Consider the following 13,648-nt stretch of genomic DNA (forward strand, 5'->3'; position numbering starts at 1 on the left):
CTTGAGCGAGCGCCGGCGTCCACGCCGGCGCGTCGATCCCAGCTTTTTCGGGCGGTTCGTGAACAGTCTCTTGGAAATTTTGCTGCTCTGAATCTGATAACTTTCTTTTTCTACCAGTTCTCTTATCGTCAGTTACAGCCTGCTCAAGCGACTCGTCAGTGTCGAGTCGCTTGAGCCAGCTATAGATCGTTCTTCGACCGGTGTCGTGCCACTCAGCAAGTTCGGTCTGAGTGACGCCATTTTTGTAGGCGATTGCCGCTAACAACCGTTGTGTCGGCTTGTTTCCGTCCACGTTTTCGAGAGCGTCTTGAAGTTCCTTGACGGAGATCTCGTCAAGATGATCCATTAGATCACTCAACGTACTACGGGCAAAAAGTTCTAACGATTACTATAGCTAACCAACAAAGCCTCTCAACGGCTCATTTTGTTGGTTAGTACTCGGAGACTGTCTTCAACAACGTGAACGACGTCGAACCGCTCTTTCATATCTGCGTTGTGAGTGACCCGCTTGTCACCTCGGTACATATAGACCAACTCCAGAAGTGACTGTAGCGTATTACGGTTTATTTCGACAGTGTCGTCGTCTTCTGGAATCTCGACTGCTTTCCCCTGCATATCCTTCGCGGCTCGCTCTAACTGCTCCCACGCCGACTTTGGACCGGTGAGGTAGTGGTGGCCTCCAGATTCGAGGACATCCAAGTCGTCATAGTTCGCGATGGCGAGTGTACTGTCTGAATTCTGTTCGGTATCTGGTTGAGCATCTTGCGTGCCCATATTCCCCGTGTAGGATTCGAACCCACAGTCACCTCGCGGGGGCTCTACTGGAATTACTGAGTGCGGTCTTCAAGTACGACTCAGCATCGCCTGCCTCAATTCCAGGTTCAGATTCGAGTTGGGCGATAATCTCGGCTGTTGGCTCGCGTGGGTCAACTCGTTCCAGCTGACAGGGCGAAATGTCTGACCACCCGTGTTCGTAGCGGACCTGTTGAATTTCACCCTCGGCAACTAAGTCGAGTTCGTGCTGAGACACAGGATACTCGCAGTTCGCACATTCATAGAGTGTGTCACAGCCGCCGCTGTCGAATTCCGCGTTGTCAGCGACTAGCGAGAGGTCTGCACAGCCACAGTGCGGGCATCGCTGTGATGTATCCGGTCCAACTGCACGAATATCGTAGGCAGTGTGGTCCACTCCCTCGATGTGCTCCAATCGGTATGCAGTCTCGGCTTCAATCGTTTCTTTCAGGCACGACGGCTCAGGGGCGTACTCCCGGTTGGTGAATGTCTGCGAGAGATACCGAGCGGTGTGAGACGACGGGTGGACAGTATGGATGCTGGCGTATGAGATATTCGGCGTCCCCATGCCGTAGCGCTCGTCGTCTCGTCGCAACCGGATCTGGTCAAGAGTGGTGTATTCGGACGTCGGGACCCACCAGGCATTGAATAGGATATGCCCGCCCGCGTCTGTTATCCGGATGAGTTCGTCGAAGAGGCGCTGCCTGCTTTCTTTTGGGAGCGACTTCCAGGGCGGGTCACAAATAGTCCAGTCAGCCGTGTTATCGTCGATCGGGAGTTGACTGTCGTCAAATACGTCGACCCGAAGGCAACCACTGGTGTCAATCAGGTCAGCGAGCTCGTGGGTGGCCGGAGCAGACGATTCGTACAATTCTTGAATCACATCCCTCCCGATGTACTGCCCGTCAAGCAGGTCTGAGCAAACCTCGCGAGCATCGGATAGCGATGTTTTGTCGTCGTCTTGGAGAAGTCCAATAATTTCAGGCGGCGACATCAGATCAACGCGAATGTCTCCTAGTGTGGAGAGCCCGGCACAGACGTTGACCGTGAATCCATTCGTCATGGACTCTACCCATGATTCAAAGGCATCTGGCCACCGCCACGACGAGGTGAACTGATGCTCTTTTTTCGGTTTGCTGGTCATATGAAGTCTGAAAAAGTCGTTTCGTTGCTTTCGGTTTGTTCTTCGTTCCGGGGGTCGCCTGGAGTCGTAACCTCGAACGTCGCTGCAACGACGGGATCGCCGTGATTGCCTCAGCCGATAACGTGCACCTCTCCAACCGACGCTGAATCTGACTGCGCTATATAGTTGGGTGCTCGGTAAACAATCGTTCCGCGTTCGCGCACAGCGGCCACCATCTCATAGAGCGGGGTGTGCCGTTGGAGGATTCCGCGGCTGGGGTTAAAGTGGATGGCAGTGTCGAACGTATCTGGCTCGAATGGAATGTCACTCTGGTCCCCTCCGTAGCACTCTACGTGGCCTGAGAAATTGTCCGAGCTGCGAATTTCGTCGACAATTGCAGACCGATATTTCTCGCTCTGGGAGGCGACAAGTACATCGGCCCTAGGGGAGAGCTGTTGAGCGGCGTACTCTTCGAAGGAGCCGCCGAAGAGATGCGTCTTCCCGTGAGTGTGTAGTGGTTTGGCGGTCATGTGCTGTTGAGAACAACTCGGACCAGCCAGTCCCACTGAATACTTCCAAGAGTAGCGACCCGCTTTACCTACTCTTGTTCATCTCCATCATCGAAGTCCCAGTCTAGGCCCTCTTCGTCGCTGTCAGAGCTATGTTCTCCTATGTGATACTTTTCAAGAATGTGGTCGATGCTCTGCCTTTGGAGACTACCCAGCCGACGGTATTCCTCATGAAAGGAACCCGCCAGTTCCAACTGCAACCGATCTGTGTTGAGATATTCAACGAGGTAGCAGCGAAATCCCGATTCTGCATCAATCACCCGTCTACCAACCCGACAGAGATTCTCTTGGTCGTGTATCTTACTTCTTTGAGACTCGGGGTCAAACGCTGTGGTTCCCGGTATCGCTGCGACGACCTCTCCGGGGGCGAACTGCCAGCCTTCCCAGGATTCGCTGTTATTCTCGTATTCGATCACCCCCTCTTGGTGGGTACTCCCGCCCTTGTCCGATGGAACATCTGTATTCCGACTCCATTCTGACTCTCCAGTTGTACTTTCGCTCATTAGTATCACAACTCTAGTTATGACAGTTAAAATTACCCTATATTCGGGTTATTCAAATAACAAATTTCTTTGTTTACACACTATATCAAATAAATAACTGCTGTACAGTGTAGCTTTTTCACGAAAATATAGAACCGAAAAATGTTTTTTATTCCTTGGAATACCGTGGGAGTGCGGACACTTTCGAACCCCATTTGAGGTGTCCGTCACCCCCCAAACTTTACCATCCCTTTGCGGCTTCAGAGTTCAATTTCGAAGAACTCTGTCCCGCCGCTATCATTGATGTGGATATCAAGCGCGTACGGTGAGTCATGGAGGTAGGATTCGAGGATAACAGCTACGCGGGCGTTGTCCGGGTCCATGATGTCTTTCTGAGCAACACCGATTATCTGGGACTCCGGGCAGGGCTCTTCAAGACTGTCGAGCGTCCACTTTTCAGTGGTCGGGTCGACGACCCAGGAACCGTCATGTTGTTGCGACGCGATTGGATGGACCTCTGCCTGAGAGGTATCCACATCCATCGATACCTGCACTCCGAGCCCTTCCCCTGTCGGAAGTTCGACGGCCATGAGCGCGGTGCCAGCGTGTTTCCCAGTCCCCTCAGTGAATCTGTGGACAGCACGGCCTTCCAGATTCAGTAGGAGGTCAGCTGTTGAGGTTTCGTCGCCGGCGTATGCATCGATACCGAGTTCAAGATCTTGGGTTGCGGTGTTCTTAGTACTCATTTTTTCGAAGCGGGTGTTCAGACGTTCTGCGCCCCTGGCGGGTCTGCAGGGAGGTCTTCGACGAGGTGGTCGGCAGGTTCGATCTGGGAGTCAGGGTAGTTTTTGACGAGTTGGGGTGCTTTCGGTAAACTGACGATGACGTCAGCGTACTCGCCGTAGAACGTCTTGATGAGGTCGGCGTAAGCGCCGGTTTCGGTGTCTCCGAGCGCAATCACGACACTGTCGTTCTCGATATCGGTGAGGACATCGAGGACTGGACACCAGCCCATGTTCGGGTGGTTGAAATATACTGCATTGCCCACATCGGGTGCTGCGACATCTGTAATCCTGTAGTATTTCGAATCGTCGGCGCGATCAGTGTCACTGGTAGCGGGGTGTTCTGGCTGAGTCATTGTCCGGTTCCTTGAAGCTCGAAGCGTTCAGTGTCGATATTGACGTCTTGGAAACTGGCCCAACTCTCGTCTCCATCGATGAGCTCGGACCACGTGACCCAGTATTCGTCTAGAAGCGCTGGCTGATCACCGTTCTCTTGGTACAGTGAGGTGCTGATGCCTTCAGGCGTAACCTTTCCTTCGGCCCAAATTGGCTTCTCTTCTGGATGAAGATTGATGATGGTATGAATTATTCCATCGTAGAGATGAACCCATTCTCCGGTGTCTGCCTGTAGCGTGGGCTGGATGACTCCATCCAGTTCGGCGAAACACTCGTGAATGACGGATTTTGGAACGTCGTTGATATCATCCGGTATGGGCTCGGTATCGGGTAGAGACTCTTGGGCGATCTCGATGATGTTGACGCCATTCGCCTCTAGCGCATCCATTTTCGAGAACTTCGTCCGGTCGATGAACTCCTCTCGAGATTCGACGATGTACTTCTCGCCTTTTCGTATCATGCTTCACTCAGGCACGGCTTCTGAATACCCGCTAGTCTACGGTTTTAATACGTCCAGCCCAACAATTTTCTATGGGTGAAGTCAAGCGTATCGTGGCAGACAACTACCCCGAGGACGAGGGACGAGGGGTAGCCCGTCTTGATCCGAAAACTCTCCTCAAACTTGGTGTCAAAACAGGCGAGTATATCAAGATATCTGGCGAGACAGAAACCTTTGTGACTGTGTGGAGGGCTGACAGAGCGGATTGGGAACAGGATGAGATTTTCATCGACCAGTACACCCGGTACAATTCCCAAGTTGAGATAGGCGATACTGTTACCCTGGCGGAAGCATCGTTTGATGGGCTCGATAGGGTCCTTTTGATACCATACCGCGATGCAAATTACAATTTCGGGGGCGATGCAGTTCAGCATATTAAGCGACAACTGGAGTCAAGGGCTGTCCGACTCGGCGGTGTCGTTCCACTCCAGGTCACGGATGACAGCCCCCCAGTCCCACTTGTTGTCACGGGACCGTCGAAAAGGGACCCGGGCATTATCACCGAGTCAACTACCGTACGAATTGCTGAAGGGTATCAATCGGAGTCAACCTGACTTGGACGCGTAGGACGTATGTCCTCCTATGTCTGTCAGCACTACTTCTCCCGCTTGATTGACCCCTACGTTCCCACGCGAAGTGTTCACTGAGAGACCGCGTTGCTGACATTTTTGCTTAAATTTTTCTCGCAACTGCTTATCTGGGTCATCTCGAATCCAGTCGTACGGAGCGGCATCTTCGGTACGTGGGGGATTAATCGGGATTGCGTACTGCTGGGCAATCCAACTCCCGTTCTCTGCGGCGCTGTAGAGTGGTGAAACGAGGTCTCCGTCTTCCCTCTCGCAAATTTCTGTGAACGTTTCGATGGCCTGTCGGTTCGCTACTGCACTCGGATTTTCAGTGGCTTCAACGCTGGACTGGAACTTTACGACGACTCCCGCTCTATCATCAAAGAGTGTCTTCCCATCCCATGCTCTCCCTATGTACACGACTGTCCTTTCGGACCCTTCGATTACCCAATTGATATCGTCTTGGTCTAGTACGTGGCTCTTTTCGCTCTGATAAAACTCCCAGTCCGCATCCTTGCGAGCAGCTGTTTCCTTCTCCCAGGTGATTGCATAGAGATCAGTCAGGTACCCCGAAACGTCGTCTGCCCACTCTCGCACCGCGGGTGGGAGTGGGCGAGTATCCCAAGTGTTCTTGTTGGTCATGATTGAGCTTCTGTGTCTCTTAGGTCCACGAGCTGATGTCGGCCTGGCCGGTCAGGTCGGCAACGGTCGGCTCCTCGTTGGCCTCTATTTCTTGGGCATCTTCTCTTGCGGCCCGGAGAGCGTCTTCGTGTACTGAACATTGCTCAGGGTCTATTTCACGTATGCTCCCGCCGAGTCCGGAATTGGTTGTTTGCCATGCTCTATGCTTGGTGAGCTTGAGACTGTCCCCCTGGATAATGATGCCGTTGAGGTTGAACAGGGTGAAATTGATTGCCGATATCATCGCACACATCTCGTCGAGGTCTTGGCCGAAGGCCCACACTTCTTCGTCAATTTCTCTTGCTGCATAAACCAGCAATCGGCCAGAACCACATGCTGGATCTGCTATACTGACTGGAGGGTTGCCATGAGAGTCGTCGACGTCGAAACGGGCAAGCATCTTCGCTGTCGGGTGAGGTGTAAAGTACTGGCCGAAGTGATTGCTGTTCATCCCGAACTCTTCGTATACATCGCCCAGGACATCGAGATTCGATTCCTGTGTGAGCCGCATCAAATGTCCGAACGACTCAGAAAATAGGTCTGCATTCCGGTTCCCCTCTTCCCTAGACTTCTCCGATTTGTATTTTTCAAGTGTCGCCAAGTAGGCATCATCATCCCGCTGTAATGCGTATAGTATCAACTCCAGCCAGTCTCGAAACAGATTGTGGCGGCTGAATCCACGGCGTTCGATGGTTTCCAGGGGTTCGATGATCGGGCTACAGTCAATACCTGCTGGTGCCGCTGATTTGGACGTGTCTGTGGCCATGATAAAAATTGAGTCCCTTATGCTTCCGCACTCGTCTGCGTTGTACCGGCCCCTGCGTGCCTCACGAAAGTCACTTCGACAGAGTCGCCAATTGGCATACCACCATCCTCGATCAGCCCTTGGAACGCTCCCGTTTCTGGATCACCGTACGCCCAGACTGAATTACTGTACTCTCCCACCTGCTTGCAGTCCATCAGGATGGCTTCTTCACCGGTATCTGGGTGTATGAATACATCGTTGACATCGAGACTAGCCAGTGCGAATTCGTCTGTATTACTTGGCATAACGGCTGGGACTGGGATTCGAACCCAACACTCTGTGAGTGATATCTGACCTCTGTAGCGGGCCCACTGCCCTCCCAGCGATTTGAGGGGTTGAATGGTTCTCGAAAAAGTTCAGACAGAAATCCGGGATTCAGTCAGCGTACATGAACCCTACATCGAACTGGTGGTCATCACGGCGGAGGGTTTCCACAACGTGTTCGTAGTAGGCTGCTGGCGATTCGATGGCTTTCTCCGGAACTGGTAGGAGGTTCGCTTTGAGACTTTCCCACTCGTCATCACCCAACGGGACTGGTTCTACATCGGGCTGAGGTGGTGAGATGATTTCTGCTGCCACCCCTTCACCTCCTTTGGGCTGTCTCACTTTCACGAAGGACCCGTTTTCCCCGTCGTAATATACTCCATCGAGATAATGGTCATCAACCGTCATTCGGCATCCTCTAAGAGAAAAATATCGTATGTACCGTCTTGATTTGACTCGGCCGTGATTGGGTGCTTTTCAATCGTATCGTCGATGAGGAACGCGATCTCGTCACTGCTCGGTTCGTTAGTCAGTTCGAGAACGGCTATTTTCCGGCGGTTGGATTTGGAGTCTGACTCTGGCATCTATATTCCACACTGGCCAAGAACTGAATACGTCCGCTGCTACTGTTCTGAGAGCGATTCGTGGTTCAGCAGAAATTCTGTGTGGCGTAGACCTTTCCTGTTTGCGTGATGGCTATTCCAATTCCTTCGGACTCCCAGTAGTCTTGAAGTAGATTTTGCCGGTGGCTGGATGAGTTCATCCACTGGTTGACGACCCCGCGTGCTAGCTCACGTTCAGAAGTGAAGTACTGAGTCCCCTGTCCAGTGTCGATGCGCTTGAATACCCACGTTTGGGCGATATTTTCTCCGCCGGTGGCATAGCTGTTGCCAGAGGTACTGACCCGGCACTCATAGCCCGCCTCGGCGTATCGGTCGCTAACGCCGTTGCCGAACGGATTTTCGTGGGAAAAATACGATCGTGTCGCCATATCCTCGCTGTGGTTGTCTGCGATGCTGTTGAGTTCGTCGTTGTAAACGAGGGAGGGCAGACCAGCCTCGTTACGTTCTTGATTTATATACTCATGTATCAGAATTTCGACCCGGGTTTCATTGATTGAACCCCCGCCATCACTGGAGTCTGGTTCGGCCGCCTTCGATGCGTCTGATTGCTCAGTGCGGTTAGCAAACCCCGCAACTGCGGCTCCGGCGCGGTCTGCATCTTGACTCAATCCAGTCGCGTTGATTACACCGTCTGCAGCAGCATCTACCGGGGCAATTCCAGTCCCGAATACAGCGACTAACCCGAACAGACTTATCAGGACCAGTGCAAATTTGACAGATTTGAGCGTCCTGCGCTTCCACAACCTCCAGTGTATTCGATGCGTTAGATGCCGTAGTACTGGGTATCCGGCCCGCCAATCGCAGTTGGGACACTCAAGAATACCAGCAGCACCTGTATTTCCACGTTCCGACACGTAGTTTCCACAGTGTGGGCATGTCCCCCGGTATTGCTGTGAGACAAATCCACCAGTGAAGGCCCGTTTCACCCGTCGGAAGCCACTCGGACCCGTCGTGGATTGGGGTGGATCATCAGTCTTTGAGGTGTTTGAACTTCTTGATACAGACCCATCAATCGCCACATCGGGACTTGTTTTGAAATCCGGTTTTTCATCGACTATCCGAGGCGATCCCCGTGAGCCTGTTTCTGGGCCAACCTCTGAATTGTCCTCATCACTCTCATACGCTCCAGACTCGAGATTGTCAGTCCGTAGCGCGGGGCAGTTATGATTCTCGGGGAGTGTGTGCTTCGGACAGAACCTACCACTACAATGGTTACATGTATGGACCAGTTCGTCGGTGGCCCCACAGGTCTCACACTCGGCCATAGTACAATCTCTTTCTTGGAATGGTAAATAAGTGTGAGCAAGTGGTTATTTCATCAACTAATAAAATCTCCTTCTTCGATAGGCTCATACGGATATTGTGTCGGATGCGCTCTTTGCTCTCTGCCTCTCGCTCTCACTCGGAGACTTTCTCCCATCCGCTCTGTTTAGCTACGTTTCGGGCTTCTTCGGGACTCACGGTGCTTTCTGAACCGTTGGTGAAGACCGCGTCGTCAAACACTTCGACTCGCTTGCCGTCGGGAGTCTTGTAGACCGCAGTTGGTTCTTTGCCGCCTGTCGGGTCTTCCAGATGTAGCTCGTGTTTTTCTAGCAGCTCATCAGGCGGACGCTCGTCGACGTCGACCTCGGACCACCGATTTGGTTCCTGAGGATGTCGTTCTTCGAGTATCTCACAGTCCGTCAGAGCTCGACGGGCTTGACGTGTGAGCGGTCGATTGTATGAAATCGCGGTCCAGGTGTGCTCTGCGACGTCATCCGATTGCTGTCCTTTCTCCCTACTGTGCTGCGAAGAGCCCGTGTCAGCGGGGGCATTGGAGTCTGGCATACACGAGTGCAACTGGCGCTCAATACACACCACTAGTCTCAACCCGGCTTCACTGGTGGTGGAAGATGTGGATGTTCTCCTTCCGAATCGCTTGAAATCCGCCCTTTTCAGATTGATAGCCTTCCTTGATGGGTAATAAGTTCTCTTGGTCTCTTTGTTTGACGGCTTTCTCTACGGCGTCCCTTGGGGAAGTTGCCGCCAGTTCCTCGTAAAAGCCGAGCGTTGACTCGTAGTAGGAATAGACGACATATTCTTTCTCCTCACCGGGTTTGCTACTATCCTCAGGCATGAATCAGAACTCCTCGTCGAACTTTGAACCGTAGCGCTTGGTGAGATAGTCGATTGCGTTGGATTTCGTGTCGAAGGCTTTCAGAAGGTCAGTTCGCGTCCCGGTTCCGTTGTCGCCCGGTCCGATTCGATACGCGAACCATTTGCTCGTCTTTAGCGAGCCCTCACAGAAAGACATCCATTCTAGGTGCCCCAGTTCTTCTGCTCGCTCGCCTAAGATCACTCCAAAGGTACCACAGTTTCTCGGCCGTGGTCCACCTCGTTTCACTTCGATGCGTCCGACCTTGTAGTAGCCCTTGTCAACTCTAGTTGCCATAGGTCGCATCGGCCACCCGACTGAATACAATCCAGCACGTCTGAGCGACTGGCTTTCTCTCAACGACGGATGATGTTCGTCTCTTCGCAAACACGCTCGTGGACTTCACTACGGCTTTGTTCTGCGAAGGTGGCCTCTCTCCAGAAGTTGCCGTCTCGGTATAGCCAGCGTTCCACTTGCCAGAAACTCTCGCCGTCAACTGTTTGGAGTTTCTTAATTACGATCTGGCCTTGCCCCCCGTCGTGTTTGAAACAATCGGCGACAGACGCAGTGAGCGCATTTGGGGCCTCAGAAGACCGGTGAAACCCATTCGGGGACTGGAACGGTACGGTGGACTGTCTGGTGGTGGTACTTGCCATTGTAATATACCGGATGCCGGGTAGGAAACAGAATTTGAGCGCTCTCTTCGGGACTTTTCTACGGGATGGAGTCTGAATCGGACTTCGCAGCGAGTACCCGCAATCGACCCTCATCGATGTCCTCTTGGAGGGCGTCGATAGAGACTGGTGGCTGGCCTTCCATCTGTATTTCCCCTTCGGCTTCGTCGATATTGTCGACAGTGTACGTGTACCCGGTGAGAATCGACTGCACTTTATCTCCAGGGACCAGAGAACTGATATCAGACACTGCCATCACCTACGATGAACTCCAGACGGTCAATGTGCCGCAGACCGTCTTCGACCTGATCAATGTCACCGTCATCAAGTTGTTGAAGCAGTGTACGTGCAGTCCCTTCAAGCTCCTCGGCTGCTCGGTTTGAGACGCTACCGTCAGGGTCCTGCTGCATTTCCCGACCGATATCAACCAACCTGTTGAGGGCTGATTCGGCGTCTTGGATTTCCCCCATGCTTGTCGCACGGAGACCTTCTTCGACGTTGTGTTTGATCTCCTCGATATAGCCGAGAGGGGTCCTGTCAGCGTCTGGGGCAAGCATTCCTTCAGTGCTCATCTCCATCTTCACCTGGAAGACGCCCACATCTTGGAGATGTTTGAATTCTATCGAGTCCCAGTCGTGTTCCCGGTGGAGTTCCCGTAGTCGCTCGCCAATTTGTGGGGCAGCAATCTTTGCGACAATCGTTCCTTCGCGTTCGTTTACCTTCAGGGTGCCACACGCAACGGAATCGAAGTGGGCGATTGCATCGTCAATCTCTGAGAGGGCTTCTTGATACTCGTTCCACTGCTGGATTCGCTGCTCTGCCTTCGTGATTTGCTCATCCAGCTCCTCATGGACCTGATGTAATCCCTCGACGTGGTAGCCTCCTTCTTGAATGCTCATAATCAGCCTCGGGATAGCAGGTGCACTGAATACGCTGGCAATTGCTTCCACTGGCTCTGTGTTGGTTAGCAAATAGAACCGACGTGTTACTCGACTATACGCACAAACGCAAACAGACCGTTACGGCTACTCAATCCAATGCGCCGAAGCCTTGATTTTCCATCAATTCGGCGACCTTCTCGGGGTTTTGGAACGCAGCGAGCAGGGCGAACTCCCGAGCGTCGGTTTTCGCGACTTCATCCGTGTCGAGTTCGTCTGCGAGTGCGGTTCGGAACGCCGCTTCTTGTTCGGCGACTTCCTCCCGTAGGTGGATTTCTATGCGTTTGTCACGCTCGTCACCGACGTTGCTCCGACGAACGAAGTATGGATAGTTCGGAGTGGAGGACTCATCTTCCGAAACTGCCTCGGCATCCGACGACGTCGCGGTGGACGCGTCTGCCGAGTTGGTCTTTGTCGCCGTCGAATCATTCCCCTCGGCTGTCTTGGACTGACTGCCCGTAGACGGGTGTTGTCTCTTGTCTTCTTCAGCCGCCGCCTCGCCACCGTCGGCATTGTCGTCACTATCCCCAAAGTCGAGGTCCCCGGAGCCGGATTTGAAATTGCTCATGCGGTTGTCGCCTCCGTTGGCTCGTCCTCTTCAAGATTGATTTGATGATTGTCGTGGCCGTCGATATCCAGTTCGAGGATGGGGTCAATCTCGGCGTCGAATGTTTCCGTCGCGATGAAGCGAGCCAGTTCGTAGAGTTTCTCTAGTGTGTCGATTTCTCGGTCACGGACACGTCGCTGGCCAGCCTCGCTGACCATCTTGCCGTCTCTCTCAAAGGTTTTCCAGCGCTCTTCTACCACTTTGAACGCAGACCCTCTCGCCTCCCACATCGCGTCCATGAGACTTTCGCGGTCGCCAATCGTCACCGGTGTGGCGAACTCAGCCGTATCCTCGAACTGTTGCTGGTACTGTCTGTGGGCATTGGTCTGGCCGACCCCCGACGGAACGACACATGACAGCCCGATCTCGATGTCGAGCTGTGTCTCCATGTTGCCGACTAGTTCTTCCAGCCCATCGAGACTCAGGTTCCCCTTGCCCGCGGGCTTGACCGGCGCCACGAGTGTCCGAAGGGCAAAGATAGCGTTATACAGCAAGTCCTCCGCACGGGCGTTAGGGTCAATGAGGATTGCGTCGTACTCTTCGTGGAGTGCCTGTTTCTCCCAGAGGAGTTCGTATAGTAGCTCGAACCGGGGATACTCCTCCCGGGACATGTTTTGCATCCCCGTCTCGTAGGATATCTTCTGCTCTAGGTTGGACGTGAAGTCACCGAGCATGTCGTGACTCGGGATGATGTCGACGCCCTCTTCAGTCGTCTCGATGAGATCTTCGAACTCCCCGTCGGGCATGTCTAAGATGTGCTTGACCAGATTGTCCGCGTCTGGGTCGCTACGCTGCTCGCCGGCATCGAAGAGGCTGGTCAGGTTACCTTCTTGTGGGTCGAAATCCAGAACGAGTGTGTTCTGCCCCATCCGCTCAAGTGCGACGGCTAAGTTGGCCGTCATCGTCGTCTTGTACGTCCCGCCGGACTCTGAGTACACCACGGCCGTAATCATATAGTGCGTGTTATAACATGCTCTCTCATAAATCTGTGTCAGACACTCAGGGCAGATGTCTGTAACAGATACCTGTTACAGACGATTGCGATAGCTGTCAGTACCGCTTCCTTACTGCGATTTCAAACTATTCAGCCAAAATGCCGCTCCCCATTGCTCCATATACATCTGTTACAGACATCTGTAACTGTATGCTATACCAGATATTCCAGATGGGACTAACTCTACTGTAACAAGTGTCTGTTACAGGTATCTGTAACTGTCAGCTATGCCAGATATTCTGGAGCGGCCATGTCATCTGTAACAAGCTTCTGTTACAGGTGTCTGTAACCGTATGCTATACCAGATATTCGAGATCCGGCTATATATTCTGTAACAGGCGTCTGGCACAGATTAGTCGAAGGCTATAGAGTCTCACTGTGACAATTGAATCGTGGATCAACTTCGACTTCCTCAGGCACGTTACTTTTGCCAGCGGAACGGAGGGGCTGGAATGAAAGTGTCACACGCTCCGCACCCCGTCGCATACCCCTACCGTTAGCTGGGGCCATACGTCAGGAACAGACTGAGTTCTGTTCCTATCATCTGTAAAAATACTCTAGGTATAAAAAAGAAGCCCAATAAATTCAGTGCATCCACACACGGCACCGAGAACAAATGGGCCCAAAAATGCGGATAGATGGTCTAAAAAGTTGTTTTTAGAAAGAATATGTTCGCCCCTCGATTTCTAATGTATTTCTGTAATAATTGGGAAATCAGC

22 protein-coding genes and 1 pseudogene are annotated in these 13,648 nt (G+C 52.8%); 1 reads left to right on the forward strand and 22 read right to left on the reverse strand.

From position 1 onward, the window contains the following. The 8 genes from KZ498_RS23725 to KZ498_RS23760 form a co-directional block, all read right to left on the reverse strand. Window positions 1-346, reverse strand: a 346-nt coding sequence (locus tag KZ498_RS23725; RefSeq protein ID WP_312622109.1) for a helix-turn-helix domain-containing protein, incomplete at its 3' end; no start/stop codon positions are given. Between the two features lie 65 nt (window positions 347-411). Then, window positions 412-774 (reverse strand): hypothetical protein, encoded by a 363-nt coding sequence (locus KZ498_RS23730; protein WP_312622111.1) that lies wholly within the window; start codon window positions 772-774, stop codon window positions 412-414. A gap of 28 nt (window positions 775-802) precedes the next feature. Further along, window positions 803-1,936 carry a hypothetical protein gene (locus KZ498_RS23735; protein WP_312622112.1) on the reverse strand — a complete coding sequence of 378 codons (1,134 nt, stop codon included), beginning with the start codon at window positions 1,934-1,936 and terminating at the stop codon, window positions 803-805. A gap of 110 nt (window positions 1,937-2,046) precedes the next feature. Next, window positions 2,047-2,445: a hypothetical protein gene (locus tag KZ498_RS23740; protein WP_312622113.1), complete on the reverse strand. Its 399-nt coding sequence runs from the start codon at window positions 2,443-2,445 to the stop codon at window positions 2,047-2,049. Between the two features lie 68 nt (window positions 2,446-2,513). After that, window positions 2,514-2,987, reverse strand: coding sequence for a hypothetical protein (locus KZ498_RS23745; protein ID WP_312622114.1), 474 nt, complete (start codon window positions 2,985-2,987; stop codon window positions 2,514-2,516). Between the two features lie 239 nt (window positions 2,988-3,226). After that, complete coding sequence (locus KZ498_RS23750; RefSeq protein ID WP_312622116.1) at window positions 3,227-3,712, reverse strand: hypothetical protein; 486 nt, start codon at window positions 3,710-3,712, stop codon at window positions 3,227-3,229. A gap of 17 nt (window positions 3,713-3,729) precedes the next feature. Then, window positions 3,730-4,014 (reverse strand): hypothetical protein, encoded by a 285-nt coding sequence (locus KZ498_RS23755; RefSeq protein WP_312622117.1) that lies wholly within the window; start codon window positions 4,012-4,014, stop codon window positions 3,730-3,732. Window positions 4,015-4,100: 86 nt separating this feature from the next. Next, entirely contained in the window at window positions 4,101-4,604 is a 504-nt protein-coding gene (locus KZ498_RS23760; protein ID WP_312622120.1) for a hypothetical protein, read from the reverse strand. A 71-nt stretch (window positions 4,605-4,675) separates the two neighbouring features. Between KZ498_RS23760 and KZ498_RS23765 the strand changes: the two genes are divergently transcribed. Further along, on the forward strand, window positions 4,676-5,197 hold the full coding sequence (locus KZ498_RS23765; protein ID WP_312622121.1) for a hypothetical protein: 522 nt from the start codon (window positions 4,676-4,678) through the stop codon (window positions 5,195-5,197). On the opposite strand, the gene KZ498_RS23770 is transcribed toward KZ498_RS23765, so the two are convergent. The 14 genes and pseudogenes from KZ498_RS23770 to KZ498_RS23830 form a co-directional block, all read right to left on the reverse strand. Next, window positions 5,189-5,851 carry a hypothetical protein gene (locus tag KZ498_RS23770; protein ID WP_312622123.1) on the reverse strand — a complete coding sequence of 221 codons (663 nt, stop codon included), beginning with the start codon at window positions 5,849-5,851 and terminating at the stop codon, window positions 5,189-5,191. The genes KZ498_RS23765 and KZ498_RS23770 overlap by 9 nt on opposite strands. Window positions 5,852-5,870: 19 nt before the next feature. Beyond that, window positions 5,871-6,656 carry an N-6 DNA methylase gene (locus KZ498_RS23775; protein ID WP_312622125.1) on the reverse strand — a complete coding sequence of 262 codons (786 nt, stop codon included), beginning with the start codon at window positions 6,654-6,656 and terminating at the stop codon, window positions 5,871-5,873. 17 nt (window positions 6,657-6,673) lie between these two features. Then, window positions 6,674-6,940, reverse strand: coding sequence for a hypothetical protein (locus tag KZ498_RS23780; protein ID WP_312622126.1), 267 nt, complete (start codon window positions 6,938-6,940; stop codon window positions 6,674-6,676). Between the two features lie 130 nt (window positions 6,941-7,070). Next, window positions 7,071-7,367, reverse strand: coding sequence for a hypothetical protein (locus KZ498_RS23785; RefSeq protein WP_312622127.1), 297 nt, complete (start codon window positions 7,365-7,367; stop codon window positions 7,071-7,073). After that, window positions 7,364-7,543, reverse strand: coding sequence for a hypothetical protein (locus KZ498_RS23790; RefSeq protein ID WP_312622128.1), 180 nt, complete (start codon window positions 7,541-7,543; stop codon window positions 7,364-7,366). Before KZ498_RS23790 ends, KZ498_RS23785 begins: the two co-directional genes overlap by 4 nt. Window positions 7,544-7,608: 65 nt before the next feature. Further along, a complete protein-coding gene (locus KZ498_RS23795) occupies window positions 7,609-8,190 on the reverse strand; it encodes a CAP domain-containing protein (RefSeq protein WP_312622129.1) in 582 nt (193 codons plus the stop codon). Window positions 8,191-8,742: 552 nt separating this feature from the next. Further along, window positions 8,743-8,847, reverse strand: a pseudogene (locus KZ498_RS24830) (AN1-type zinc finger domain-containing protein); the annotation flags it as partial. 133 nt (window positions 8,848-8,980) lie between these two features. Next, a complete protein-coding gene (locus KZ498_RS23800) occupies window positions 8,981-9,409 on the reverse strand; it encodes a hypothetical protein (protein WP_312622130.1) in 429 nt (142 codons plus the stop codon). Window positions 9,410-9,458: 49 nt separating this feature from the next. Then, window positions 9,459-9,698 (reverse strand): hypothetical protein, encoded by a 240-nt coding sequence (locus tag KZ498_RS23805; protein WP_312622131.1) that lies wholly within the window; start codon window positions 9,696-9,698, stop codon window positions 9,459-9,461. A gap of 3 nt (window positions 9,699-9,701) precedes the next feature. Continuing rightward, window positions 9,702-10,013 (reverse strand): hypothetical protein, encoded by a 312-nt coding sequence (locus KZ498_RS23810; protein ID WP_312622132.1) that lies wholly within the window; start codon window positions 10,011-10,013, stop codon window positions 9,702-9,704. A 417-nt stretch (window positions 10,014-10,430) separates the two neighbouring features. Continuing rightward, window positions 10,431-10,604, reverse strand: a complete 174-nt coding sequence (locus KZ498_RS23815; RefSeq protein WP_312622133.1) for a hypothetical protein — start codon at window positions 10,602-10,604, stop codon at window positions 10,431-10,433. A 28-nt stretch (window positions 10,605-10,632) separates the two neighbouring features. After that, on the reverse strand, window positions 10,633-11,289 hold the full coding sequence (locus tag KZ498_RS23820) for a hypothetical protein (RefSeq protein WP_312622134.1): 657 nt from the start codon (window positions 11,287-11,289) through the stop codon (window positions 10,633-10,635). Window positions 11,290-11,419: 130 nt separating this feature from the next. Next, window positions 11,420-11,896: an acyl-CoA dehydrogenase gene (locus KZ498_RS23825; protein WP_312622135.1), complete on the reverse strand. Its 477-nt coding sequence runs from the start codon at window positions 11,894-11,896 to the stop codon at window positions 11,420-11,422. After that, window positions 11,893-12,888, reverse strand: coding sequence for a ParA family protein (locus KZ498_RS23830; protein ID WP_312622136.1), 996 nt, complete (start codon window positions 12,886-12,888; stop codon window positions 11,893-11,895). The genes KZ498_RS23825 and KZ498_RS23830 overlap by 4 nt, the downstream gene beginning before the upstream one ends. Window positions 12,889-13,648 lie beyond the last annotated feature (760 nt).

It is taken from the genome of Haloarcula sp. 1CSR25-25 (assembly GCF_032027985.1).
Classification (GTDB): domain Archaea; phylum Halobacteriota; class Halobacteria; order Halobacteriales; family Haloarculaceae; genus Haloarcula.